The following is a 26,867-nucleotide window of genomic DNA, read 5'->3' as shown; positions in this document are numbered from 1 at the left end:
CTCCATTTAAAAACCTTCACTTTACATAGTTGATAAATGACATCCCTGAGTTGAATCAAAAAACATCTCATTTACCGAAAAAAACCACTTTATGGTTAGTGGTATCAGACAGAAACCTGCCTTACATCAATTCCTGCGAGTACAGATCCCATAAAATATTACTCACTATACAATTTACAAGGTAAAAAGGATGGAACTACTTTGCCCCGCGGGCAATTTACCTGCACTCAAAACGGCTATCGATTGTGGTGCGGATGCTGTTTATATTGGATTCAAAGATGACACCAACGCTCGTCACTTTGCTGGATTAAACTTCAGCGGAAAAAAACTCGATAAAGCGGTTCAATATGTCCACGACCATAATAAAAAAATTCATGTCGCGTTAAATACTTTTGCTCACCCTAATGGCTTCGAACGTTGGACCAATGCAGTCGATCAAGCCGTTGATATTGGAGTCGATGCACTCATCATCGCGGATATTGCGTTACTCGACTATGCCTCGAATAAATACCCAGAGATGGAATTGCATTTATCCGTTCAAGCATCAGCAACCAACAGCGCTGCCGTCAACTTCTACGCCAGTAACTTTAATGTTAAACGAGTGGTTCTACCGCGCGTCCTTTCTATGCACCAAGTGAAGCAATTATCGCGAAATATTCCGGCGGGTGTTGAACTAGAAGTGTTTGCTTTTGGCAGCTTATGCATTATGTCTGAAGGCCGTTGCTATCTCTCGTCTTACCTAACCGGTGAATCCCCAAACACGGTCGGAGCTTGTTCTCCTGCTAAGTATGTTCGCTGGCAAGAAACATCAAATGGCTTAGAGTCACGCTTGAACGACATTCTCATCGACCGTTATGGAGAAGGCGAGAATGCTGGCTACCCAACGCTTTGCAAAGGCCGCTTTGATATTAATATCACCGGTGAAGATCAGCGTTATCACGTATTAGAAGAACCAACGAGTCTGAATACATTATCGATGCTACCAGAGCTTTTTGCTGCCAATGTGGCTTCAGTGAAAATTGAAGGCCGTCAACGTAGCCCTGCATATGTGGAACAAGTGACACGCACTTGGCGTGCGGCAATCGATCGCTATCTAGCTAACCCAGAGGCATACCAAGTTGAACCTCAATGGGATGCTACTTTAGCCAATGTGTCTGAAGGCACACAAACGACACTTGGTGCTTATCACCGTAAATGGCAGTAGTAGATAGGACAAAACCATGACTCAAGAAAATAACTTACAATACTCCCTTGGCCCTATTCTTTATTTTTGGCCAAAAGCCAATGTGGAAAGTTTTTATCAGCAAGCAAAACAAAGCCAGGCTGACATCATTTATCTTGGCGAATCGGTTTGCTCTAAACGCCGAGAAATGAAACCGGCTCAATGGTTTGATATTGCCAAAGAATTAGCGGAGGCGGGTAAACAAGTCGTCTTATCAACCATGGCTTTGCTTGAAGCGCCAAGTGAAGTGAATGTGATGAAAAGATACATCGACAATGGCGACTTTGCTATTGAAGCGAATGATGTTTCAGCGATTCAGTTAGCGCATGAAGCGAAGATCCCTTTCGTAGTAGGCACAGCTGTGAATACTTATAATGCCCACACGCTAAAATTGTTTGCCAAACTAGGCATGATACGCTGGTGTATGCCAGTTGAGTTATCTCGAGATTGGTTACTTAACACATTAGAGCAATGTGATGAACTGGGCATTCGTGAGCAATTTGAAGTAGAAGTATTCAGTTATGGATATTTACCTCTCGCCTACTCTGCTCGTTGCTTTACCGCGCGCGCTGAAGATAAAGCGAAAGATGATTGTGAAACTTGCTGTATCAAGTATCCAACAGGTATTCAAGTAAGCAGCCAAGAAGGTCAAGAAGTCTTCAACTTAAATGGTATCCAAACGCAGTCTGGTTATTGTTATAACCTAGGTAATGATCTGCAGAGCATGAAAGGTTTTGTTGATGTGGTGCGTTTAAGTCCATTAGGTACAGAAACACTGACCACATTATCGAATTTTAAAGCCAATGAGGATAATCAAAATCGAATCATTACCGATAGCAAGCAATGTAATGGTTATTGGCATCAATTGGCGGGACTAGTGCAGCATTAATCTTTCGCTTATGACAGATAGTATTGGAATATAAAAAGGAGGGCCTCACATGGTATGTGAGGCCCTTCTTTATCATTAACCACTCGCCTAAAGTTGACTTGATGACTAGTGAGTCCAATTAAGCACTTAGCTTAGGCGCTTGATAGGTTTGTAATGGTTGATTTGATTCTTGCTGTGGTAACGGCTTGCTTTCTTCGCTCTCCCGACCTTTACTCGCTTCTTTCTTTGCTTCAGCGCGCTCAGCTTGAATAGACTTAAAAATACGGCCTAATTCTAAGAAAGCATAACGATGTTCAGAGAACTCATATACATTCATTGAAATGGTTAATTTGTATAACGCAATAGCATTAGAGTAGTCACCTTTATATTGGTAATTCTTCGCTAAATAAAAATACACTTCTGTCAGCTTTTGGGCGAGTTCAACATTATTTTGCGTACTCATCGCAACCGATTCTAGTACTTCACCTTCGCTAAGCTTACCTAGAGTCATACCAACTAAATTCCACCCCCATTGATCATCTTTCTGATCATAACGCTGTTGAAGATCAGCGGTTGCTTTCTCTGCATTATCTTCACGTTGAATGTAGAACAACCATAAAGCACGATAAGGGTCAGAAGGATCCTTTTCATAATTACTGGTCATATCTTGAAGTGCTAGAGAATTACGGTCGGCATAATATAAAGCGATGGCACGGTTACGCTCAGCATATTCATTATTTGGATCAAGCTCTAAACTCGAATCAAAGGCATCAAACGCAGAGTCATAATCACTCGTTTGGGTAAAGTAAACACCAAGTACGTTAAAGACTTCCGATTGTGCAGGGTTTAATTTTAAAGAGCGTTCGTAGTCTATGCGCGCTAAATCAGATAAGCCAACGCTATCTAAAAAACGACCACGTTCGGCAAACATCTGAGCACGTACATTCTGGCTAACATCTTTTCGAGTTAACAATTGATTTAGACGCGCGATCTGAAGCTCTTGCTGAATAGAAGGCTGCAATGGAATCGCAAGAGGCGGATATGCCCATGAGCTTGAAGAGTTACCTTGATTGGCACATCCCATTAAAAAGAAGGCGGCAATCAGGCTAAACCATTTAACATATTTCACGAATAACGTGCTCCTCTGCAGTATAACTGTTCTTGCATATACGAATATCACTTTAGTGACATGGTGTTAGCCACCAATATACACCTTGTTCCCTCTCGTCACCACTTCTTATAAAGTAGAACAGGGATGAGGTAAGCCCAATGTTATATTGATACTAAAGAACGCATGGCGTTCAAATGATATTTTAAAATGCGTATAAAAAAAGAGGAGCCGAAGCCCCTCTCTTATCAGCGTCTAAATTAAGACAACTTACTCAGCTGATGGTTCAGCCGGTGCTTCAGTTGTTTCTACCGCTTCTTTCATGCTTAGACGTACGCGACCTTGGCGATCAATCTCAAGTACTTTAACTTGAACTTCTTGACCTTCAGATAGGTAGTCAGACACTTTTTCGATACGCTTATCAGCGATTTGAGAAATGTGTACTAAACCATCTTTACCAGGAAGAATCGTTACGAAGGCACCAAAGTCGGCAAGACGCGCCACTTTACCAGAGTAAATACGGCCCACTTCAACTTCAGCAGTGATTTCTTCAATACGACGAATCGCTTCTTTCGCCGCTTTACCTTCAGTTGCTGCAATTTTGATTGTACCGTCGTCATCGATTTCGATTGTCGTACCAGTCTCTTCAGTAAGCGCACGAATCACAGCACCACCTTTACCGATCACGTCTTTGATTTTCTCAGAGCTGATCTTCATGGTGTAGATACGTGGAGCAAATTCAGAAATCTCTTCACGAGCACCAGAAATCGCTTCATCCATTACAGAAAGGATGTGCTTACGTGCACCTTGTGCTTGGTTAAGCGCAATTTGCATGATTTCTTTAGTGATACCTTCGATTTTGATATCCATTTGCAGCGCAGTGATACCTTCGTTAGTACCCGCTACTTTAAAGTCCATGTCACCTAGGTGATCTTCGTCGCCAAGGATATCAGAAAGAACAACGAAATCGTCGCCTTCTTTAACAAGACCCATTGCGATACCTGCAACAGAAGCTTTAATTGGTACACCCGCATCCATAAGCGCAAGAGAAGTACCACAAACAGACGCCATTGAAGACGAACCATTTGATTCAGTGATTTCTGAAACGATACGTACTGTGTATGGGAATTCTTCAACAGAAGGCATTACCGCAGCAATACCACGTTTCGCTAATTTACCATGGCCAATTTCACGACGCTTAGGTGAACCAACAAAACCCGTTTCACCTACACAGTATGGAGGGAAGTTGTAGTGTAGAAGGAAGTGATCTTTCTTCTCACCTAATAGGCTATCAATGATTTGTGCATCACGTTGTGTGCCAAGCGTTGCAGTAACAAGTGCTTGAGTTTCACCACGAGTAAACAAAGAAGAACCGTGGGTACGAGGAAGAACGCCAGTGCGAACGTCTAGTGCACGAACCATGTCTTTTTCACGACCATCGATACGTGGTTGGCCAGCAATAATGCGGCTACGTACAACTGTTTTTTCCAAATCATGGAAAATCGTGTGAATTTCTTTTGGATTCAATTCTTCGTTTTCAGCTAGTAGCTTTTCTTTTACTTCATTACCAAGCTGATGGATACGGTCATAACGCGCCATCTTTTCAGTGATTTGGTAAGCTTCAACTAATTCGCTTTCTGCTAGCTCTGCAATTTTTGCTTTTAGTTCTGTATTTTCAGCCGGTGCAGTCCAATCCCACGCAGGAGTCGCCACTTCAGCAGCAAACTCATTGATGGCAGAGATCACAACTTGTTGTTGGTCGTGACCGTAAACAACTGCCGCTAGCATTTCTTCTTCAGTTAGGTTGTCAGCTTCTGATTCAACCATTAATACTGCGCCAGCTGTACCAGCTACCACTAGATCAAGTTTAGAAGACTCAAGCTCAGTTTGGCTTGGGTTAAGCACTAGCTCACCATTGATGTGACCAACACGTGCCGCACCGATTGGACCATTGAATGGTACACCAGAGATAGCTAATGCCGCTGAAGTTGCGATCATCGTGATCATATCAGGCTGAATGTCTGGGTTTACAGAAACCACAGTCGCAATCACTTGAACTTCGTTTTTAAATGCATCCGGGAAAAGTGGACGAATTGGACGGTCAATTAGACGAGCGGTTAGAGTTTCGCCTTCAGAAGGACGACCTTCACGCTTGAAGAAACCACCAGGAATTTTACCAGCAGCATAGGTACGCTCTTGGTAGTTCACTGTTAGCGGGAAGAAATCTTGACCTTCAACCGCGTCTTTTTTAGCCACAACAGAAACAAATACTGAAGTGTCATCCATGCTTGCCATAACAGCTGCAGTTGCTTGGCGAGCCATTACGCCAGTTTCTAAAGTAACGGTATGGTTACCGTACTGGAATTTTTTTACGATTGCTTTCACGTAAAGATCCTTAATTTAATAATTTCAAAGTATATCAATACTCTGTGACTACTTTACCAATCGCGACTAATAGCAGAATTCTCTTAATGTCACTCGCTCTATAATGAAAAAGCGATACGGGAAAAGGCTGTTATTAGTCGCGACCTTCATGGTCGACATCGGTGACTGTAAAGTTAATCAACAGAGGTTTATTTTATTTTTAACCAAAAGAAGATTTGTTAACTAAAACAAACGAGACGTAGTATAAACCACTTAGGTCGAAATGTCTTATTTCAGCGCTAGATAATGTAGAGATAACCTAAATTACACGCACAAAAAAAGGAGCCGAGGCTCCTTTTTTATCAAGTATCTGTTTATTTTTCTTCGCTTGTTGAAATTCAAGCAAGCAGCAAATCAATAAAACAAATGCTTTCTAATCTTGGTTTTAAACCAAACGACGAATTAACGACGTAGGCCAAGACGCTTGATTAGAGCGAAGTAACGATCTAGGTCTTTACCTTTTAGGTAATCTAGAAGTTTACGACGACGAGAAACCATACGTAGTAGACCGCGACGGCTGTGGTGATCGTGTTTGTGATCAGCGAAGTGACCTTGTAGGTGGTTGATAGAAGCAGTAAGTAGTGCTACTTGTACTTCTGGTGAACCAGTATCGCCTTCAGCTTGTGCGTAATCTGCAACGATTGCTGCTTTAGTTTCTGCATTCAGAGACATAATGCTCTCCTAATTAAGAGTAGTTTATAAAATGTGTCAGCCAATCTCTGATTCAGCCGACACGCGAAGCGCGGATTATAGATGAATGAAACCGTAAAAGCAAAGAGTTTCATATCTAAAAAAATATTCACGAGGCTTGAGCTTCGGGCGCTACGTTGCTCGAGGTGCGTTTTAATGTGATTAGCTAGCCTGTCAACGACCACAGACCGCTTTTTCGATATACGAGAAGAGAAGCGTCCGAGCCACGAGAGTCGATCTCTTACGCTTCCGCTCTTTATCTAAACACCACGAGTCTTTTCGGTGCGACACGTCCATCATCATCGATATTAGCCACACCAATAAAGGTACGCTCTTCTCCCATCGTCATACGAACCACCCCTTCAGCTGGAGCACCAGAAACTTGCACTGGTTGGCCGTGTTGAGCTAACTCAGCCAACGCTAGGTTCATATTCACTTCTGGAAGATCTTCCACCGCGGTATCCATTGGTAATAACAATGGATCAAGTAATTCACGCGGTTCAATATCTTGTTCACGAGCTTGTTCTAACAAGGCTTCAAGCTGCTCAAGCGTGACCATTTTCTCATAGGGATAACGAGCAACACCGACTCGACGTAGGTAAGTTACATGAGCACCACAACCTAGCATTTCGCCCAAGTCATCCACGATAGTTCGGATGTAAGTGCCTTTTGAGCAATGTACTTCCATCTCAACTTCATGCCCTTCAAATCGAAGCAAGGTAATCTCAAACACCGTAATTTTGCGCGACTCTCGTGGTACTTCAATACCTTGACGTGCATATTCATACAAAGGCTTGCCTTGGTATTTTAGCGCTGAAAACATCGATGGAATTTGATCGGTTGTGCCACGAAATTTCGCAATACAACGTTCAAGTAACCCACGGTCAATTTTCACATCACGAGTTTGCACGACCTCACCATCCGAATCCGAAGTATCAGTTCGCTCACCTAATTTGGCGATCACACGATAACGCTTATCAGAATCGAGTAAGAATTGAGAGAACTTGGTTGCTTCACCTAAACAAATAGGCAGCATCCCAGTAGCGAGTGGATCGAGTGCACCAGTATGGCCTGCTTTTTCAGCAAAATAGAGTCGCTTCACTTTTTGCAGCGCATCATTTGAGCTGATACTGGTTGGTTTATCTAGTAATAAAACGCCATCTATAGGACGACCACGACGTCTACGAGCCATTACTCTTCTCCTTCGTCCTCACGACCAGCTTCTTTTTTACGCTTGTTATCTTTGCTGACAACTTCACTCACAAGGTTAGACATACGCATACCTTCAACCAGTGTGTTGTCATAAGTAAAGCGAACTTCTGGTGTTAGGCGTAGGCGAATACGCTTACCTAGTGCCATACGCACAGCAACTTCATGTTCTTTCAAGGCTGCTAAGCTCGATTCAGGAGTTTGCTCACCGACACAAAAGAAGGTCACAAAAACTTTGGCATAAGCAAGGTCACGTGACACTTCTACGTCAGAAATAGTCACCATACCAATACGTGAATCACGTACGTCACGCTGCAAGATTGACGCTAATTCTTTTTGTAACTGCTGTGCAACTCGTTGTGCACGACTAAATTCTTTTGACATATCTTTTCTCACATCTGTTCACTCAAATTTAGAGTGTTTCTACAGAAAGAATGGGGAGCACATAATGCTCCCCATGGTGTATTAAACAACCGTTCGTCATATACCTTTAAAAGGTAATGAAACTTGATTAATCAAGAGTACGCTTAATCTCAACGATTTCGAATACTTCGATTTGGTCTCCAGCACGAACATCATTATAGTTCTTAACGCCGATACCACACTCGTAACCGTTACGAACTTCTTGTACGTCATCTTTAAAGCGACGTAAAGACTCAAGCTCACCTTCATAAATAACCACGTTATCACGAAGTACACGGATTGGGTTGCTACGCTTAATCACGCCTTCAGTTACCATACAACCAGCGATAGCGCCTAGTTTAGGTGACTTGAAGACATCACGAACTTCCGCAAGACCAATGATCTCTTGTTTAAATTCAGGAGCAAGCATACCGCCCATCGCCAATTTAACTTCGTCAATCAATTGATAAATGATTGAGTAGTAACGTAAGTCTAAGCTTTCATTCTCAACAGTACGGCGAGCAGAAGCATCAGCACGTACGTTAAAGCCAAGGATAATAGCGTTAGAAGCGGCTGCAAGTACTGCATCAGTTTCAGTAATACCACCAACGCCTGAACCTACAATATTCACTTTCACTTCATCCGTAGAAAGTTTACGTAGTGAATCAGCGATCGCTTCAACTGAACCTTGAACGTCAGCTTTCAGTACCACGTTAAGCTCAGCAACTTCACCTGCTTCCATGTTAGAGAACATGTTTTCAAGTTTCGATTTTTGCTGACGAGCTAGTTTCACGTCACGGAATTTACCTTGACGATAGTTCGCAACTTCACGTGCTTTACGCTCATCACGTACTACTGTTGCTTCATCACCAGAAGCCGGTACACCTGATAAACCAAGAATCTCAGCAGGCATTGAAGGACCCGCTTCTGTGATCTCTTGACCATTCTCATCACGCATCGCGCGGATACGACCATATTCTTGACCACATAATACGATATCACCTTTGCGTAACGTACCCGCTTGAACAAGAACCGTTGCAACTGGACCACGACCTTTATCAAGACGAGATTCAACGACAACACCAGAAGCCATACCATCGGTTACTGCTTTAAGCTCTAAAACTTCTGCTTGTAACAAGATAGCTTCAAGAAGCCCATCGATATTTTCACCCGTTTTAGCAGAGATATGAACGAACATGTTTTCGCCGCCCCACTCTTCTGGGATTACGTCATATTGAGCAAGCTCATTTTTAACGTTATCTGGATTTGCATCTTCTTTATCGATTTTGTTAACCGCAATAATCAGAGGTACACCCGCTGCTTTTGCGTGTTGAATCGCTTCAACAGTTTGTGGCATCACACCATCATCGGCAGCCACAACAAGTACTACGATATCTGTCGCTTGAGCACCACGAGCACGCATTGACGTAAATGCGGCGTGTCCTGGAGTATCCAAGAAGGTGATCATGCCATTGTCAGTTTCAACATGATAAGCACCGATGTGCTGAGTAATACCACCCGCTTCACCTGATGCAACACGACTACGACGAATATAATCAAGTGTTGATGTTTTACCGTGGTCAACGTGACCCATGATAGTAACAACTGGCGCGCGAGGCACAGCTTCTGTTGTATTGTCACGATCAGATAAAATCGCTTCTTCTAATTCATTTTCTTTACGAAGAACCACTTTGTGACCCATTTCTTCAGCCACTAATGCCGCTGTTTCTTGGTCGATCACTTGGTTGATGGTCGCCATTGCGCCCATCTTCATCATGGTTTTAATGACTTCAGTCCCTTTCACTGACATTTTATTCGCCAGTTCAGACACAACGATCGTCTCGCCAATCACAACATCGGCTTTTGCTACAGTGGCATTTTTATCAAACCCTTGCTGCATAGATGTCGGCTTAGCCAATTTACCTTTACGGTTACGACCACCGCGAGCATTACGCCCACTAAAGCGTTCTTCTTCTTTTTTCGCTGGTTTTTTCTTCTTACGACGGCTTGCTTCACTGCGGCGATCGGCTTCATCTTCAGCATCACGTGCGTGTTTGTTTGTCGTAACGTGGTAATCAGAGTTTTCAGATTCTTTTTTCTTCTTCTCTTCTTCAGACCAACGAGCTTCGTTTTCTTCTGCTAACTTACGTGCTTCTTCTACCAATTTTTGTGCTTCTTGTTCTGCTTTACGTTGAGCTTCTTCTTCCTGACGGCGTTTCAATGCTTCTGCTTCTTTTTTAGCAGCTTCATGTTGCGCTTTTTCTTCAGGAGAACGTTTAGCGGCTGCTTTTGCTTCTTCGGCTTTTGCTTTTTCCGCAGCTTCACGTTTCGCTTTTTCTTCAGCTTCACGCTTTGCTTTTGCTTCCGCTTCAGCTTTTGCCTTAGCTTCTGCCTCTAATTTTGCTTTTTCTTCCGCTTCGCGTTTTGCAATTTCTGCTGCTTCACGTGCGGCTTGTTCTTCAGCTTCACGTTTTGCTTCTTCATCAACAGCAGTACGCTTCACATAAGTACGCTTTTTACGCACTTCAACTTGTACTTCTTTACTTTTACCGCCACCAGCAGACACACTTAATGTACTCTTGGTTTTACGCTGCAAAGTAAGACGAGTAGGCTCTGAATCACTGTTTGAACCGTTGCCTTTTTTAAGATGCGCAAGAAGCTGTTGCTTCTCGGCATCAGTAACACTGTCTGTACTGGTTTTTTTCATACCAGCATCAGCAAGTTGTTCTACTAAGTGCTCAACTGGAGTACCAATTTCTTCACTTAGTGCTTTCACTGTCAGTTCTGTCATACTGCTTTCTCCTTGCTGAAAATTATTCTTCGTCGCCAAACCAGCAAATGTTACGCGCGGCCATAATTAATTCGCCTGCACGTACTTCATCTAGGCCTTCGATGCCTTCTAGGTCATCGGTGCCTTGGTCAGCTAAATCTTCTAAAGTCACTACCCCTTTAGCTGCGAGTTTAAACGCCATTTCGCGCTCTAAGCCATCTAAAGCAAGTAGGTCTTCAGCAGGCTCTAAACCTTCAAATGATTCTTCTTGAGCAAGAGCTAAAGTTGTTAATGCATTTTTTGCACGAACGCGTAGTTCTTCAACCATCTCTTCTTCAAGGCCATCAATTTCTAGTAATTCGTTTACTGGAACGTAAGCAATCTCTTCAAGAGTAGAGAAGCCTTCTTCAACCAGTAACTCGGCAAAATCTTGCTCGATATCTAAATGTTTCACGAAGCTTTCGATAGCGGCTACCGATTCTTCTTGGTGCTTGCTATTTAAGTCAGCCACCGTCATTACATTCAATTCCCAACCGGTAAGCTGAGATGCTAGACGTACGTTTTGACCACTACGGCCAATCGCTTGAGCTAGGTTATCCGCTTCAACGGCAATATCCATTGAGTGAGAATCTTCATCAACAATAATTGAAGCCACATCAGCAGGTGCCATTGCGTTAATCACGAATTGCGCTGGGTTATCATCCCAAAGCACGATATCGATACGCTCGCCACCAAGCTCGCCAGATACCGCTTGTACACGTGCGCCACGCATACCAACACAAGCACCAACTGGATCAATACGACGGTCGTTAGTTTTCACCGCGATCTTCGCACGAGAACCTGGATCGCGAGCGGCTGCTTTTAATTCAATCAGTTCTTCACCAATTTCTGGCACTTCAATGCGGAAAAGTTCAATCAGCATTTCTGGCTTAGAGCGAGTTAAGAACAGTTGGAAACCACGAGCTTCTGGCTTAACTGCATACAGAAGGCCGCGAATACGGTCACCTGGGCGTAGGTTTTCACGTGGTAATTGGTCTTCACGTAAAATGACGGATTCTGCGTTATTACCTAAATCTACGATAACTGCATCACGTGTTGCTTTTTTCACAACACCAGTTACTAACTCACCTTCGTTATCAATAAATTGTTCAACGATTTGAGCGCGCTCAGCTTCACGTACTTTCTGGACGATAACTTGCTTAGCGGTTTGAGTCGTAATACGGTCAAAAGTGACTGACTCCATATCATCTTCAATATAGCCACCAAGCTCGATAGTTTCATCATCGTATTGAGCAGCTTCAATTGAAATTTCCTTAGTTGGAAATTCAACTTCTTCAACCACTAACCAACGACGGAAAGTTTCGAAATCACCGGTTTTACGGTCAATCTCAACACGCACTTCAATTTCGTGTGGGCTTTTCTTTTTTGTTGCCGTAGCTAAAGCAATTTCTAATGCTTCAAAAATACGCTCACGGGGAACAGCTTTTTCATTCGAAACTGCTTCAACAACCGCTAAAATTTCTCTGTTCATGTTCTCGCCTCTTCAGACTTAAAATTTTGGTATCAAGTTAGCTTTAGAAATATTACTTAAAGCAAATTGTTCTTCATTGCCATCGAGGGTAATTGTGATAATTTCCCCCTCGATAGCGGTAATTACACCTTTCCACTTACGACGGTTATTGACCGCCATCTTCAATACCAAGTTCACTTCGTGACCAATAAATTGTTGGTAATGAGCAGGCTTGAACAGTGGACGTTCTAAACCTGGTGAGGAAACCTCTAAGTTGTAGGCGACTGTAATTGGATCTTCGACATCCATTACCGCGCTCACTTGACGACTAACTTCAGCACAGTCATCAACATTGATACCATTTTCATGGTCAATAAAAATACGCAATGTGGAGTGCTCGCCAGCTCGGATAAATTCCAAGCCAACTAATTCATAACCAGAAGCGGCCACTGGCGCTTCCAATAATTCGGTTAATTGTTTTTCTAAACCAGTCATACTCTCTCCGGAAATGAAGCTTTCTCCACATTTTGTTACTTTATGTATAAAAAAAGCCAACAAAACCAAGAAGCTAAGCTTAAAGCCAATCGTCCAGAAACAAAAAAAGGGCTTAAAGCCCAATTCAAACACCATGCATTATCTGCGTTATAACAAACTTAATCTGCTAATTTTAGCCAATCAAGTTATGCAGATAATAAAAAACCCCGATAAGTCGGGGTTTTTTATTGCTGGACCCTGATATTACCAAGCTAAAAGTTTAGCTTAGTTGTGCTAAAAGTCAGACTCTCAACACAAAAACTTGCAACAGCATATCCTATTAAAGGATTGGTTGCGGGGGCCGGATTTGAACCGACGACCTTCGGGTTATGAGCCCGACGAGCTACCAAGCTGCTCCACCCCGCGTCCGATTTTGCTTTCTATCTGAGCGGCATTATACTCGCTACAATAGACATTACAAGTTTTACAAACAATGGTGCCGAGAGGGGGACTTGAACCCCCACACCATAAGGCACTAGCACCTCATGCTAGCGTGTCTACCAATTTCACCATCTCGGCAATATTCTTACTGAATATATTTCTGTTACTAACGTAACTATTACTGAGGAATTTCGTCGTTGCTCTTAGGAGCTGGAATTTCATCAGTTGCAACACTTTCTGATTTATCCGTTTTTTGCTCAACACTTAATTGCGGTGCAGCAAACTTAGAGTCATGCTTCGCCGTTGAAATATGGCCAAGAACCAAGCTAAGGATAAAAAATACGGTTGCGAAAATCGCTGTAGATCGGGTTAGGAAATTACCTGAGCCACCAGAGCCAAACACTGTGTTTGATGCTCCAGCCCCGAATGAAGCTCCCATGTCTGCGCCTTTACCTTGCTGAATCAACACTAGGCCAATTACACCAAGCGCAGCCAGTAGATAAATCACAAGTAGAACTGTTAACATTTTTCCACCTATGTTCTAAATTTCTGAGCTATTGCTTTCATAGAAAACAATAACGCACCTCCCTAATGAGGCGGAGTGATACTAACTAAACCAACGCTCACTGACAAGTGAAAATTATCAAAAAAGTCCAACTTGCGGTTCAAATGATTAAAAAAGGGACAAAACTAACAAGAATGAGGCCGGTGTACAAAAATACACACCAGGCCTCACCACCTTTTTAGCAATGTTCTTTCACTTTTTGGGCAATGGCGTTAGCTGATGATTCAACAAGTTGCGCATCTTCTCCTTCAACCATTACTCGAATTAACGGCTCTGTACCCGATTTACGTAACAGCACTCGGCCTTTATCACCTAATTGAGATTCCACCTCTTGAACCGAGGCTAATACGGCTTGGTTTTGTAACGGATCGGTATCACCAGAAAAACGCACATTAACCAGCACTTGAGGGTATAAAGTCATGCCGGATGCTAAGGCACTAAGAGACAATTTACTCCCAACAATTGAAGCAAGCACTTGCAATGCAGCAACAATCGCATCACCAGTCGTAACCTTATCTAACAAGATGACATGACCGGAGTTTTCTGCGCCAATTTTCCAACCTTTCTCAAGTAACTGTTCCATAACATAGCGATCGCCAACTTTAGAACGAACAAAGGGGATCCCTAATTGCTTCAAGCCATTCTCCATACCAAGATTGGTCATCAAGGTACCGACAACACCACCTTTGAGCTCACCACGGCGCAAAGCATCACGAGCAATAATATAAGCGATTTGGTCACCATCAACTTTATTTCCAAGCTCATCCACCATGATGATACGATCACCATCACCGTCAAACGCTAAGCCAAGATCGGCCTCTTCAGCTAATACTCGCTGTTGTAGAGCTCGGACATCCGTTGCACCAACTTCTGCATTGATATTCAAACCGTTAGGCTCACAACCTATTGCGATCACTTCAGCGCCTAATTCGGTAAAAACACTTGGTGCAATATGATAAGTAGCACCATGAGCACAATCCACTACGATTTTTAGTCCTTTTAAGCTCAGTTCATTAGGGAAGGTACTTTTACAAAATTCGATATAACGGCCAGCAGCATCAACCATACGCTTAGCTTTACCTAGCATGGCAGATTCAACACATTCAATCTCTTTTTCAAGTTCCGCTTCAATCGCCAACTCAATATCATCCGGCAACTTTGTCCCTTCAGATGAAAAGAACTTAATACCATTATCGTAATAAGGATTGTGAGATGCCGATATCACGATCCCCGCTTCCGCACGAAAAGTTCGCGTTAAGTAAGCAACTGCGGGGGTTGGCATTGGCCCTGTCAAAATAGCTTTAAGACCAGCTGCGGCTAAACCTGCTTCTAATGCAGATTCCAACATATAGCCTGAAATACGAGTATCTTTACCGATGATCACTTGCTTGGTACCTTGCTTCGCTAATACTCGTCCAGCAGCCCAACCTAGCTTCAATACAAAGTCAGGAGTGATTGGATACTCTCCAACTTTACCGCGCACACCATCGGTGCCAAAATATTTTCTCGTTGACATGATTTGTCCTTTAATTTCAAACTGAACATTGACAGTTAGTATCGCTTAACTGTCAAAATTGAATTATTTATTAGTTTGTGTGATTGCCAAAATTCTCATGGCATCTTGAGTTTCATTTACATCATGGACCCGAATGATGTGTGCACCTTGTTGAGCTGCAAGTGTTGCGCATACAACACTGCCGATAACACATTCGCTAGTCGGCTTTTCTAAGGCGTTGGATACCATAGATTTTCTCGACATTCCGGCTAAAATTGGCAATTGATATTGATGAAAACGCTCAAGATTTGCCAGTAAGTGATAATTATGCTCTAAACTCTTACCAAAACCAAAGCCTGGATCGATAATAATATTCTCACGCTTAATACCTGCGGCGACGCACTCGTCAATTCTCTGGGTTAAAAAGGTTTCAACATCATGTAACACATCGTTATATTTTGGATTATTCTGCATGGTTTTAGGATCACCTTGCATATGCATAATACATACGGGAATACCCGCTTCTGCCACTATATCTAATGCATCAGGCTCATAAAGTGAGCGCACATCATTAATGATATCCGCTCCACATTGAATACTTTGCTTCATGACTTCAGCTTTACTTGTATCGATAGAAATCCATACATCCGAACTTTCACGAATAGCCTTTACTAAAGGAATCACTCGCTGCAATTCTTCTTCGAGTGAAACTTCTTGTGCTCCAGGTCGAGTTGATTCACCACCAATATCAATGATAGTGGCGCCAGACTTAATCAAAGCAGTGACTTGTGCCATCGCTTTGTCCAATTGATTAAATCGACCACCATCAGAAAAAGAGTCAGGGGTAACATTCAAGATACCCATAATTTGAGGCTTGGAAAGGTCGAGTTGTTTATTGTTCGAAGTCAATTTCATAACAAGCAAATCTCTAGCAGGTTTAGATAATACGAAGAGAATAATGGATATAACCAAGCCGCCTCAAGACAGATGTTTCAGCATTTTGAGGGTGCTTGAGCATATAGGAAAGCAAAAAGCCCTGACTTTCATCAGGGCTTAAAGATATTAACAAAAAATTATGAATCTTTATTTTTCGATTCGTTATCATCTTCTGGCTTAGCTTCAACTTTAGTTTCGTCTACTTTTGATTCAGTAGCTGATTCTGTTGGTTTAGCTTCGCTGTCTGTCCAACCTTGTGGTGGACGAATAGTTTCAGAACGATTCATTAAATCTTCAATCTGACCAGCATCGATCGTTTCATATTTCATCAAAGCATCTTTCATCGCATGCATGATATCCATATTTTCTTCTAAAATTTTCTTAGCACGATCATAGTTGCGGTCTATCAGAATTCGTACTTCTTGGTCAATCAAACGTGCCGTTTCATCAGACATATGTTTCGTCTGTGTTACTGAACGTCCTAAGAACACTTCGCCTTCATCTTCAGCATAAAGTAAAGGTCCTAGTTTTTCAGAGAAGCCCCATTGAGTCACCATCTTACGAGCAATATCGGTTGCGCGTTCAATATCATTTGAAGCTCCCGTCGATACCTTATCAGAACCATAAATGAGCTCTTCAGCTAGACGGCCACCATATAAACTAGAAATCATAGACTCTAGATGTTGGCGATTCATGCTGACTCGATCTTGCTCAGGTAAGTACATGGTGACACCAAGTGCTCGGCCACGAGGAATAATTGAAACCTTATAAACAGGATCATGCTCAGGGACTAAACGACCAACAATCGCATGGCCCGCTTCATGATAGGCAGTCGATGCTTTGGTTTCTTCAGACATCACCATCGAACGACGCTCAGCGCCCATCATAATTTTGTCTTTCGCCAGTTCAAATTCAACCATTGAAACATTGCGTTTGTTACCACGAGCGGCAAACAATGCTGCTTCATTCACTAAGTTTGCAAGGTCAGCACCAGAGAATCCCGGTGTACCACGAGCAATTAGAGAAGGTTCAACATTTTCAGCCAGAGGTACTTTGCGCATATGAACTTTTAAAATTTGTTCACGCCCACGTACATCAGGTAAACCAACCACAACTTGACGGTCAAAACGACCTGGGCGAAGTAATGCTGGGTCTAATACATCTGGACGGTTAGTAGCAGCAATAACGATGATACCTTCATTGCCTTCAAAACCATCCATCTCAACCAACATTTGGTTTAGGGTTTGTTCACGCTCATCATGCCCACCACCAACACCAGCGCCACGCTGACGACCTACAGCATCGATTTCATCAATAAAGATGATACATGGAGAAGCTTTTTTCGCTTGTTCAAACATGTCACGCACACGAGATGCACCAACACCAACAAACATTTCAACGAAGTCAGAACCCGAAATCGTAAAGAATGGTACTTTCGCTTCACCGGCAATCGCTTTCGCTAATAACGTTTTACCTGTACCAGGAGGACCAACTAAAAGAACACCGGTAGGAATTTTTCCCCCTAGCTTTTGGAAACGACTTGGATCACGTAAGTAATCAACTAGCTCTTTCACATCTTCTTTGGCTTCATCACAACCAGCAACATCAGCAAAGGTCGTTTTGATTTGATCTTCACCCATCATTCGGGCCTTACTCTTACCAAATGACATAGCGCCTTTACCGCCACCGCCACCTTGCATTTGACGCATGAAGAAAATCCACACCCCGATCAATAAGATCATTGGGAACCAAGAAATGAAAATGGTACCTAACAAGCTTTGTTGCTCAGGAGGCGTGCCTGATACTTTTACATTTTGGTTAATAAGATCGTCGAGAAGCTTATCATCATAAACTGGCATATAAGTTACATTGCGAGAATTATCAGTTCGAACAAAGGTAATTTCTCTATCCTTGAACTTTGCCTCACGAACTTGGCCTTGACCAACGTCTTTTACAAAGGATGTGTAATCAATCGCTTTTCCGTTACTGTCCCCAGGCCCAAAGCTCTGGAAAACTGACATCAAAACTACGGCGATTACTAGCCATAAAATTAAATTTTTTGCCATGTCACTCAAGGTGTCAGCCTCTCGGTCTCTATTAATTAAAAGTAGATTACTACAGTTTATATCCTGTAGCTACGATATATACCTCACGAGAACGAGCACGTGAAGAGTCTGGTTTACGAATTTTTACAGCTTTAAACATTTCTCGTACATCTTTGACGTACTGATCAAAGCCTTCGCCTTGGAATACCTTAACGACAAAACTACCATCCGGAGCTAGAACTTGTCGACACATATCCAATGCTAATTCAACTAAATACATCGCTCGTGGTTGGTCAACGGCCAGATTTCCGCTCATGTTCGGTGCCATATCGGACATTACCACATCCACCATATCAGGTTGAATGCGTTCTAGTAAGGCGCTTAATACTGCTTCCTCACGAAAATCCCCTTGAAGGAAGCTAACACCTGCTATCGAATCCATAGATAAAATGTCACAAGCTATTACTTGGCCATCATCACCAACAACTTCTGCTGCATATTGAGACCAGCCCCCCGGTGCGGCACCTAAATCGACCACTGTCATTCCCGGCTTTAAGAGCTTATCTTTTTCTTGAATTTCTTCAATTTTGAAAATAGCACGAGATCGGTAACCTCGCTTTTGAGCCTCCGCTACATACTTATCATCAAAATGCTCTTGTAGCCAACGGCCAGAGCTGGCCGAGTGTTTTTTCTTACTCATTTCATTCCTAATGATTATTCAATACTTCTAACATTATTACTATGAAGGAAGTGTCAGCTGCTGCATAAACATCACAAGAGCCATTGCGATTAACATACCCAAGTGACTCTAAGATACAGAATTCAGAGCTATCATCCAAACCTTTAGGTAAAGAAGATTAGCGCAGGAATGCAAGCACCTTTCAAACCAATCTGACGCGGCCTTTCTCCTACTAAAAAGAGGAGGTTTGAATGAAGCTCCCGAAGGGCAAGTTAAAACAAGCTTTATGCTGCGTTAAATCGGACAGAGATAGAATCGCTATGATCATATTCAATTTGCCTTGCTTAAAACTTGTTTTATTCTTGCTGAAACTCGCATCTTAAAGTTACTTGGGTATAAAAACTATTACGGAAAATATAGTCTTCCAGAATAGATGGCGCTAAAATAGATGTTTTCAACCCTTATACTATAAAAAAATGGCCGCACAATGAACCTAAGCACCAAACAAAAGCAGCACTTGAAAGGACTAGCTCACAGTTTAAAACCTGTTGTGCTAATGGGCGCAAATGGATTGACTGAAGCTGTTCTTGCGGAAATTGAGCTTGCACTTGACCATCACGAGCTGATTAAAGTCAAAGTCGCTTCTGAAGACCGTGAAACCAAGTCTCTGATTATAGACGCCATTGTTCGTGAAACTAAAGCGGAAAAAGTACAAACTATTGGAAAAGTCTTAGTTTTATACCGCCAAAGCGAGCAACGTAAAATAGAGATCCCTCGTAAGTAACTACTCACTTACCAAATTACTTTGATTTCAAGATAGAAGATCGCCTAGTGCGGTCTTTTTTTATTTGGTGTATCGAATACTTCGTTACTGGCGACGATAGTTATATATCTTAAACTTGAAAACTCACCAATAAAAAAGGCCGCAAAATCTGCAGCCTTTCTTTGCATCCAACTTTAAACCAGCAATTAGATATAATCTACTTGCGTGATTTCGAGGTCTTTATCCCCTCCAGGCGTAGAAATAACGACTTCATCGCCTTCCATTTTACCAATTAACCCACGAGCAATCGGAGAGCTAACGGAGATTTTACCCGATTTAATATCGGCTTCATCATCACCGACGATTTGATACTTCACTTCTTTGTCGGTATCAAGATCAAGTAAAGTTACGGTAGAACCAAAAATAACCTTACCCGTATTATCCATTTTCGTCACATCGATAACTTGGGCAACTGAAAGTTTATATTCAATATCACGAATTTGAGCTTCACAGATACCTTGTTCTTCACGTGCAGCATGGTATTCAGCATTTTCTTTTAAATCGCCAAGTTCTCTAGCTTCAGCAATAGCCGCTGAGATCAACGGGCGGCGCTTTAATAACGCTTCTAATTCTGTGCGTAGTAATTGCTCACCACTCACGGTCATCGGGACTTTATCCATTTCAAACCTCACTCCAACTTCAACTCCAAAGAGCGAATTTCGGACAATAAAACCCCACTCAACAAAAGTGCTGAGTGGGTGACATTAAGATAACTTGTTTCCTCAGTGTAATTAAACTTGCTTGTTGAGTCACCATAAAAGTAAGACACGCATCACATTTCATTGAAAATATAGCTATTTTACAAAAAAATAATCATTTCTAAAAAACAAGTAATTTGTACAACTTTCGCGGCAAAAGTCTAAAAAAAACAAAAACAAGACCAAGATCACAAAAAAACCAACAAAACCATAAGTCACTGATTAAAGGTTAAAATAACAAAATAAAAATCTAAAACCACACTTAAAAAAAATTGATTTAGTTATTTTTATATCATTTAACTATCGCGCTAGGGAACTTTCAGAGTACAAAGTTCACCACACGGACTATATGCAAGCTTATGTATTTTGGCTAAATTATAGTGGTTACTATGCAAAGTTGTGCATAGCAACATCAATAGAGAGTAGCGAACTACTCCTTCATTCATGGAAAAGTAACTCAGTTTAGGATTAATACAATGAATAAAAAACTTCTTGCTCTAGCAGTGGCCGCTGCTTCAGTATCAACAGCAGCTTCAGCAGCAACTATTTATAAAGACGACACTTCAACTTTAAACATGGGTGGCCGTGTAGAAGTTCGTGCTAACTTCTCTGATGCTAATAAAGATCAAAATGCTAACGACAATACATATAAAGACGCTTCACGTGTACGTCTTAATATCGAAGGCATTCAAAAATACAATGATGATTTGTCTTTCTATGGCTTTACTGAATACGAATTATCGGATAAAGCAACTGGGGGTGATGATACTGATATCAACACTCGTTACCTATTCGCAGGTATCCAAACTACTTATGGCGACCTTTACTATGGTCACCAAGATACCTCATTTACTTACCTAACAAACTTCACCGATGTTGCAGAAAACTTCTCTGGCAGCATCAATGAATACAGTGCAGCAACGGCTGACCGAGCTGATAATGTTTTACGTTATGCTTTATCAGTTGACCGTTTAACAGTTCAGGCTCACATCCAAGGTAACTCTGATGCTGATGGTGCGGTTGCTTCTGATAACAATGGCTACGGTATCATCGCGGCTTACAAACTAACTGACGCTCTAGAAATTGGTGCGGGTTGGGCTGCTGCAGATGGTAATGCCAATATCATAAAAGGCAGTAATGGTAATATTCTTACTTCTGATGATACAGGCAAAAACCAAACCTACACAGCTGCTGTTAAATACGTAAATGATGGTTTATGGTTAGCTGCAACGTATGAAGGTGGTAAAGTTTCTTCAACTGAAAATGATGAAGATGACTTCAATGCAGCTGATGCTTACGCAGGTTACACCTTTGGTGATAACAACGTAAACCTAACTTATAACTACTACGATACAGATACGCAAAAAAACCTAAACATGAACAATATTGGTCTTGAATATGCTCGTTACTTTGGTGATCATGCAACAGTTTACGGCGCATATATGATCAACTTGCTTTCTGATAGTGATGCAGCGTCTGACGCACAAACTGACGATCAAATCCAAATTGGCCTACGTTACGCATTCTAATCTAGCGCCTCTTTAGAGGTTAGTTAGAATTTAAAACGCCTACTTATTTTAGTAGGCGTTTTTGTTTATACTCACCACACCTCCACATCATGGATTGAACTCATGCGCTTGTCGTCTGCAATTGCTTTACTAGCATCTTCTCTATTTTCTTTATCAAGCTACTCAGCCCCCATCAAACCACATTTTCCAAGTAGTGATATTTTACCTGCAGGCACTCGAGTCGGGTTAATAGCTAAGTCTCCGAGCTCTACACTGCTTTATCAGAACAATGATCAGTTTTTTCCACCAGCGAGTACATTAAAGCTAATGACCGCACTGGCCGCTAAAATAGAACTGGGGGATGATTTTCGCTACACCACACAATTAGAGCAAAACGGTAAAGATCTAGTCATACGCTTTTCTGGTGATCCGAGCTTAACATCTGACGATATTAGCCAACTGCTAAAAAGTACCAATATCTCAACGATTGACGGCGATCTTATTCTAGATAACAGTGCTTTTACTGGCTATGAAAAAGCCGTTGGCTGGCCGTGGGATATTCTTGGGGTTTGTTATAGCACCCCATCGAGTGCGATAACCTTAAATGGCAACTGTGTGATGGCATCCATTTATACCAATGCAGATGGCAGTACTCGTGTGTTTACCCCCCCGCACCAACCAGTCAATGTCAGTACTAGTGCAGAGGCGATTACACGTAAACAACAAAAGCAACAATATTGTGATTTAGAACTGACGACCACTCAGGCTAACCATTACCGTTTATCGGGCTGTTTAGTGAAACGCGATCAACCATTACCGCTTAACTTTGCTATACAAAACTCATTTTTATACGCCTCGGCAACTCTGCATCAAATTTTAGACGAGCAAGGTATAAAGCTAAAAGGCAGCATTAAGTTAGCGACGGCGGTCACTACCAAAGAACTGGCCAAGAATACAAAGGTACTGGCTAAGCATCAGTCTGTGTCATTACCAGTTTTACTGGAGCACATGCTAAAAGACTCCGATAATCTCTACGCTAACAACCTAACGAAAACTTTGGGGGAGCATTACTTTAATCAAGCAGGCTCCTTTGCCAACGGTACAGAAGCCATTAAACAAATTTTAAAGAAACAAGCCAAAGTTGACCTATCTAATGCGGTTTTAGAAGATGGATCAGGGCTTTCTCGTAACAACCGCGTTACTCCAAATCAACTGTATTCGGTATTAAAATTCATTAAAGCCAATGATCATAAACTGGATTTCATTCGCTTAATGCCCACCGCAGGAATAGATGGCACATTAAAATACCGCTCTAGCATGAGAAAAGATCCAATAAAAGGCAATATAGTCGCGAAAAGTGGCTCTTTATTTGCCACACATAACATGGCAGGTTTTGTACTCAACAATAAAGGTGAACCAACCACTATGTTTGTGCAATTAGTGACGGATTATCACCCGCAGAACAACACCAGCACAATTCCGCCACTGACGCAATTTGAACAAGCGTTTTATCAGAATTTGATAAAGGCGACGAAGGAATAAATCACGAGACTCGTAAATCGGGCGCTTCTCGTGACTCGATATTACGTGTTTCGTCAGTAATTTAAAAATCATTGCATGCTACATCAATAATATTTATTTAATCTTTCGAACTTTCTTCATTAAGCTCTCGAAACCCGAGAGACGTGAATAAAAACAACCCACTTTAGCCGAAACTAAAGTGGGTTTATTTTTTACTTGCTTATCGAAAACCGATTAAGCCAGTGAAGCTTTTACCTTCGCATGTAGCTCTTGAACAGAACTGACATCAGAACGGTTATCTTCTTTGTGTGCCATGCAACTCGCGAAAGCCGCATTAAGCGTCGTCGTATAGTTCACTTTTTCTTGTAGTGCGCCGCGACGTAGTACTTTAGAGTCTTCAATTGCTTGACGACCTGCAGCCGTGTTTACAATGTAGGTGTATTCATTGTTCTTGATACGGTCAAGAATATGAGGACGACCTTCATGAACCTTGTTCACTAAGCGTGGGTTAATGCCCGCCTCGCCTAACACAACTGCTGTGCCGTGCGTTGCATCTAGCTGGTAGCCCAGTTTGATTAACTGAGAGGCCAATTCAACGACACGTTCTTTATCTTCTTTACGAACAGAAAGCAGTGCACGACCACCTTCAGGATAAACATTACCGATCCCCAGTTCAGCTTTAGCAAAGGCTTGAGCAAAGGTTTTGCCTACCCCCATCACTTCACCCGTTGAACGCATTTCAGGGCCTAACAATGGATCCACACCTAGGAACTTGTTAAACGGTAATACGACCTCTTTCACTGAGTAGTAAGGTGGAATAATTTCTTTGGTGAACCCTTGTGATGCTAGAGATTGCCCCGCCATGACGCGCGCTGCAATCTTCGCTAATGGAGCGCCGGTTGCTTTCGATACAAATGGAACGGTACGTGCCGCACGAGGGTTCACTTCGATTAGGTATACTTTGCCATCTTTAACCGCAAATTGGGTATTCATTAAGCCGCGTACGCCTAACTCAAACGCTAGCTTTTCAACTTGCTCGCGCATCACATCTTGAATTTCTTTGCTTAGTGTATAAGCCGGCAATGAACATGCGGAGTCACCAGAGTGAACACCAGCTTGTTCGATGTGTTCCATGATGCCGCCAATCACCACTTGCTCACCATCGCAAATCGCATCAACATCCACTTCAACCGCATCATCTAAGAATAAGTCTAGAAGAACTGGCGATTCATTCGATACGCTTACCGCTTCGTTAAAGTAACGGCGTAGATCTTGTTCGTCATACACGATTTCCATCGCACGGCCACCTAGTACATACGAAGGACGTACGACTAGTGGGTAACCAATTTCACGAGATTTTTCAATCGCTTGTTCCATTGTGGTTACCGTGGCATTTTCTGGCTGTAGTAGTCCTAAACGGTCAACAGCGGTTTGGAAGCGTTCACGGTCTTCCGCGCGGTCAATCGCATCCGGGCTAGTACCAATAATTGGAACACCAGCCGCTTCTAGTGCGCGTGCCAACTTAAGTGGCGTTTGACCACCGTATTGCACAATCACACCTTTCGGCTTTTCAATGCGTACAATTTCTAGTACATCTTCCAATGTTACGGGTTCAAAATACAAGCGGTCAGAAGTGTCGTAGTCTGTTGAAACCGTTTCAGGGTTACAGTTAACCATGATGGTTTCATAACCGTCTTCACGTAATGCTAATGATGCATGAACACAACAGTAGTCAAACTCAATACCTTGACCTATACGGTTTGGACCACCGCCCAATACTATGATTTTATCTCTGTCTGATGGGTTAGCTTCACACTCTTCATCATAAGATGAGTACATGTAAGCGGTATCTGAAGAAAACTCAGCAGCACAAGTATCGACACGCTTGTAAACAGGATGAATATCAAACTGTTCACGCATGCGGCGAATTTCGCTTTCCGCCACACCTAAGATTTTCGCTAAACGTGCATCACCGAAGCCTTTACGTTTCATCTTGCGAAGAACATCTTCGTTTAAACCAGCGTAACCGCCAGCTCTGACTTCTTCTTCCAGTTTCACTAGTTCCTCAATTTGAACTAGGAACCAACGATCAACATTGGTTAAGTTGAATACACCATCAACCGACATGCCAGCACGGAATGCATCAGCAATATACCAAATACGGTCACAACCGGCTTCTTTCAATTCTTGGCGAATCTTAGTCAGTGCATCTGGTGCTTCAAGATCCACCATTTCATCAAAACCATCACGGCCGACTTCTAAGCCGCGTAATGCTTTTTGTAATGATTCTTGTTGGTTACGACCAATAGCCATCACTTCACCAACCGACTTCATTTGAGTCGTTAATCGGTCATTCGCACCAGCAAATTTCTCAAAGTTAAAGCGAGGGATCTTAGTTACAACATAATCAATGGTAGGTTCAAATGATGCCGGTGTTGCGCCACCAGTGATGTCATTCATCAACTCATCAAGGGTGTAACCTATCGCAAGTTTTGCTGCAATTTTAGCAATCGGGAAACCTGTTGCTTTAGAAGCTAATGCAGATGAGCGAGAAACACGTGGGTTCATCTCGATGATAACCATACGGCCATCTTTCGGGTTAATACCAAACTGTACGTTTGAACCACCAGTCTCAACACCAATCTCACGCAATACCGCTAAAGAAGCGTTACGCATTAATTGGTATTCTTTGTCAGTTAGTGTTTGAGCTGGTGCAACGGTGATTGAATCACCGGTGTGGATGCCCATTGCGTCGAAGTTTTCAATCGCACAGACGATGATGCAGTTATCCGCTTTATCACGAACCACTTCCATTTCGTACTCTTTCCAACCAATCAATGATTCATCGATAAGAAGCTCATTGGTTGGAGAAAGATCTAAACCGCGACGACAGATTTCTTCAAATTCTTCTTTATTATACGCGATACCACCACCGGTTCCGCCCATAGTAAACGAAGGACGAATGATACAAGGGAAGCCCACCATATCGAGCACTTTATAAGCCTCTTCCATGGTTTTTGCCGTATCAGCACGTGGGCATTCAAGGCCAATCGATTTCATCGCCTTATCAAAACGAGAGCGGTCTTCTGCTTTATCGATAGCATCGGCAGTCGCACCAATCATTTCCACACCGAACTCGGCAAGTACACCGTGCTTTTCAAGCTCAAGTGCACAGTTCAGAGCCGTTTGCCCCCCCATGGTAGGAAGGACTGCATCTGGACGCTCTTTCGCAATAATGTTACGAACTACTTCCCAGTGAATCGGCTCGATATAAGTCGCATCGGCCATTTCAGGGTCGGTCATAATGGTGGCAGGGTTAGAGTTAACAAGAATAACTCGGTAGCCTTCTTCACGCAGTGCTTTACATGCTTGAGCACCAGAATAGTCAAATTCACAAGCCTGACCGATAACAATTGGGCCAGCACCTAAAATCAGTACGCTTTTTATGTCAGTACGTTTTGGCATTTTCTACAACTCCC

At 42.4% G+C, this 26,867-nt stretch carries 20 protein-coding genes and 2 tRNA genes; 5 read left to right on the top strand and 17 right to left on the bottom strand.

All coding sequences use genetic code 11. From position 1 onward, the window contains the following. Positions 1–190 precede the first annotated feature (190 nt). Both ubiU and VRUMOI_RS03665 read left to right on the top strand, forming a co-directional pair. Positions 191–1,204, top strand: a complete 1,014-nt coding sequence (gene ubiU / locus VRUMOI_RS03670; RefSeq protein WP_089137564.1) for a ubiquinone anaerobic biosynthesis protein UbiU — start codon at positions 191–193, stop codon at positions 1,202–1,204. A gap of 16 nt (positions 1,205–1,220) precedes the next feature. After that, on the top strand, positions 1,221–2,111 hold the full coding sequence (locus tag VRUMOI_RS03665) for a U32 family peptidase (protein ID WP_089137565.1): 891 nt from the start codon (positions 1,221–1,223) through the stop codon (positions 2,109–2,111). 118 nt (positions 2,112–2,229) lie between these two features. Here the strand turns inward: VRUMOI_RS03665 and nlpI are convergent, their stop codons facing one another. From nlpI to rlmE, 15 genes are all read right to left on the bottom strand, one after another. Continuing rightward, on the bottom strand, positions 2,230–3,174 hold the full coding sequence (gene nlpI / locus VRUMOI_RS03660; protein ID WP_231897503.1) for a lipoprotein NlpI: 945 nt from the start codon (positions 3,172–3,174) through the stop codon (positions 2,230–2,232). A gap of 294 nt (positions 3,175–3,468) precedes the next feature. After that, on the bottom strand, positions 3,469–5,583 hold the full coding sequence (pnp, locus tag VRUMOI_RS03655) for a polyribonucleotide nucleotidyltransferase (protein ID WP_408646248.1): 2,115 nt from the start codon (positions 5,581–5,583) through the stop codon (positions 3,469–3,471). 441 nt (positions 5,584–6,024) lie between these two features. Further along, positions 6,025–6,294: a 30S ribosomal protein S15 gene (rpsO, locus tag VRUMOI_RS03650; RefSeq protein ID WP_089137568.1), complete on the bottom strand. Its 270-nt coding sequence runs from the start codon at positions 6,292–6,294 to the stop codon at positions 6,025–6,027. A gap of 274 nt (positions 6,295–6,568) precedes the next feature. After that, positions 6,569–7,504, bottom strand: a complete 936-nt coding sequence (truB, locus tag VRUMOI_RS03645; protein WP_089137569.1) for a tRNA pseudouridine(55) synthase TruB — start codon at positions 7,502–7,504, stop codon at positions 6,569–6,571. Then, positions 7,504–7,905 (bottom strand): 30S ribosome-binding factor RbfA, encoded by a 402-nt coding sequence (gene rbfA / locus VRUMOI_RS03640; protein WP_089137570.1) that lies wholly within the window; start codon positions 7,903–7,905, stop codon positions 7,504–7,506. Before rbfA ends, truB begins: the two co-directional genes overlap by 1 nt. A gap of 127 nt (positions 7,906–8,032) precedes the next feature. After that, positions 8,033–10,714 (bottom strand): translation initiation factor IF-2, encoded by a 2,682-nt coding sequence (gene infB, locus VRUMOI_RS03635; protein WP_089137571.1) that lies wholly within the window; start codon positions 10,712–10,714, stop codon positions 8,033–8,035. A gap of 22 nt (positions 10,715–10,736) precedes the next feature. Continuing rightward, positions 10,737–12,224: a transcription termination factor NusA gene (gene nusA / locus VRUMOI_RS03630; protein ID WP_089137572.1), complete on the bottom strand. Its 1,488-nt coding sequence runs from the start codon at positions 12,222–12,224 to the stop codon at positions 10,737–10,739. 18 nt (positions 12,225–12,242) lie between these two features. Then, complete coding sequence (rimP, locus tag VRUMOI_RS03625; RefSeq protein WP_089137573.1) at positions 12,243–12,698, bottom strand: ribosome maturation factor RimP; 456 nt, start codon at positions 12,696–12,698, stop codon at positions 12,243–12,245. 328 nt (positions 12,699–13,026) lie between these two features. Then, a tRNA-Met gene (locus VRUMOI_RS03620) sits at positions 13,027–13,103 on the bottom strand. A 68-nt stretch (positions 13,104–13,171) separates the two neighbouring features. Continuing rightward, positions 13,172–13,256, bottom strand: a tRNA-Leu gene (locus VRUMOI_RS03615). A gap of 40 nt (positions 13,257–13,296) precedes the next feature. After that, positions 13,297–13,644 carry a preprotein translocase subunit SecG gene (secG, locus tag VRUMOI_RS03610; RefSeq protein WP_089137574.1) on the bottom strand — a complete coding sequence of 116 codons (348 nt, stop codon included), beginning with the start codon at positions 13,642–13,644 and terminating at the stop codon, positions 13,297–13,299. Between the two features lie 217 nt (positions 13,645–13,861). Beyond that, the gene (gene glmM, locus VRUMOI_RS03605) at positions 13,862–15,199 is read right to left on the bottom strand and encodes a phosphoglucosamine mutase (protein WP_394607833.1); all 1,338 of its coding nucleotides are present in this window, start codon (positions 15,197–15,199) and stop codon (positions 13,862–13,864) included. 63 nt (positions 15,200–15,262) lie between these two features. Beyond that, entirely contained in the window at positions 15,263–16,093 is an 831-nt protein-coding gene (folP, locus tag VRUMOI_RS03600; RefSeq protein ID WP_089137576.1) for a dihydropteroate synthase, read from the bottom strand. A 158-nt stretch (positions 16,094–16,251) separates the two neighbouring features. Continuing rightward, positions 16,252–18,189, bottom strand: a complete 1,938-nt coding sequence (gene ftsH, locus VRUMOI_RS03595) for an ATP-dependent zinc metalloprotease FtsH (RefSeq protein ID WP_089137577.1) — start codon at positions 18,187–18,189, stop codon at positions 16,252–16,254. 40 nt (positions 18,190–18,229) lie between these two features. Then, positions 18,230–18,859, bottom strand: a complete 630-nt coding sequence (rlmE, locus tag VRUMOI_RS03590) for a 23S rRNA (uridine(2552)-2'-O)-methyltransferase RlmE (protein WP_089137578.1) — start codon at positions 18,857–18,859, stop codon at positions 18,230–18,232. 466 nt (positions 18,860–19,325) lie between these two features. On the opposite strand from rlmE, the gene yhbY reads away from it, so the two are divergent. Further along, entirely contained in the window at positions 19,326–19,622 is a 297-nt protein-coding gene (gene yhbY / locus VRUMOI_RS03585) for a ribosome assembly RNA-binding protein YhbY (RefSeq protein ID WP_089137579.1), read from the top strand. 185 nt (positions 19,623–19,807) lie between these two features. On the opposite strand, the gene greA is transcribed toward yhbY, so the two are convergent. Then, the gene (greA, locus tag VRUMOI_RS03580) at positions 19,808–20,281 is read right to left on the bottom strand and encodes a transcription elongation factor GreA (RefSeq protein WP_089137580.1); all 474 of its coding nucleotides are present in this window, start codon (positions 20,279–20,281) and stop codon (positions 19,808–19,810) included. A gap of 554 nt (positions 20,282–20,835) precedes the next feature. Here greA and VRUMOI_RS03575 point away from each other — a divergent pair. Next, the gene (locus tag VRUMOI_RS03575; RefSeq protein ID WP_089137581.1) at positions 20,836–21,888 is read left to right on the top strand and encodes a porin; all 1,053 of its coding nucleotides are present in this window, start codon (positions 20,836–20,838) and stop codon (positions 21,886–21,888) included. A gap of 102 nt (positions 21,889–21,990) precedes the next feature. Then, positions 21,991–23,409 carry a serine-type D-Ala-D-Ala carboxypeptidase gene (dacB, locus tag VRUMOI_RS03570; protein ID WP_089137582.1) on the top strand — a complete coding sequence of 473 codons (1,419 nt, stop codon included), beginning with the start codon at positions 21,991–21,993 and terminating at the stop codon, positions 23,407–23,409. Positions 23,410–23,622: 213 nt separating this feature from the next. On the opposite strand, the gene carB is transcribed toward dacB, so the two are convergent. Then, positions 23,623–26,853 (bottom strand): carbamoyl-phosphate synthase large subunit, encoded by a 3,231-nt coding sequence (gene carB, locus VRUMOI_RS03565; protein WP_089137583.1) that lies wholly within the window; start codon positions 26,851–26,853, stop codon positions 23,623–23,625. Positions 26,854–26,867 lie beyond the last annotated feature (14 nt).

Origin of the sequence: Vibrio rumoiensis (assembly GCF_002218045.2) — a bacterium.
Taxonomy (GTDB): domain Bacteria; phylum Pseudomonadota; class Gammaproteobacteria; order Enterobacterales; family Vibrionaceae; genus Vibrio; species Vibrio rumoiensis.
Note: the sequence above shows the minus strand (reverse complement) of the source record. Positions and strands in the feature narration are given on the sequence as shown.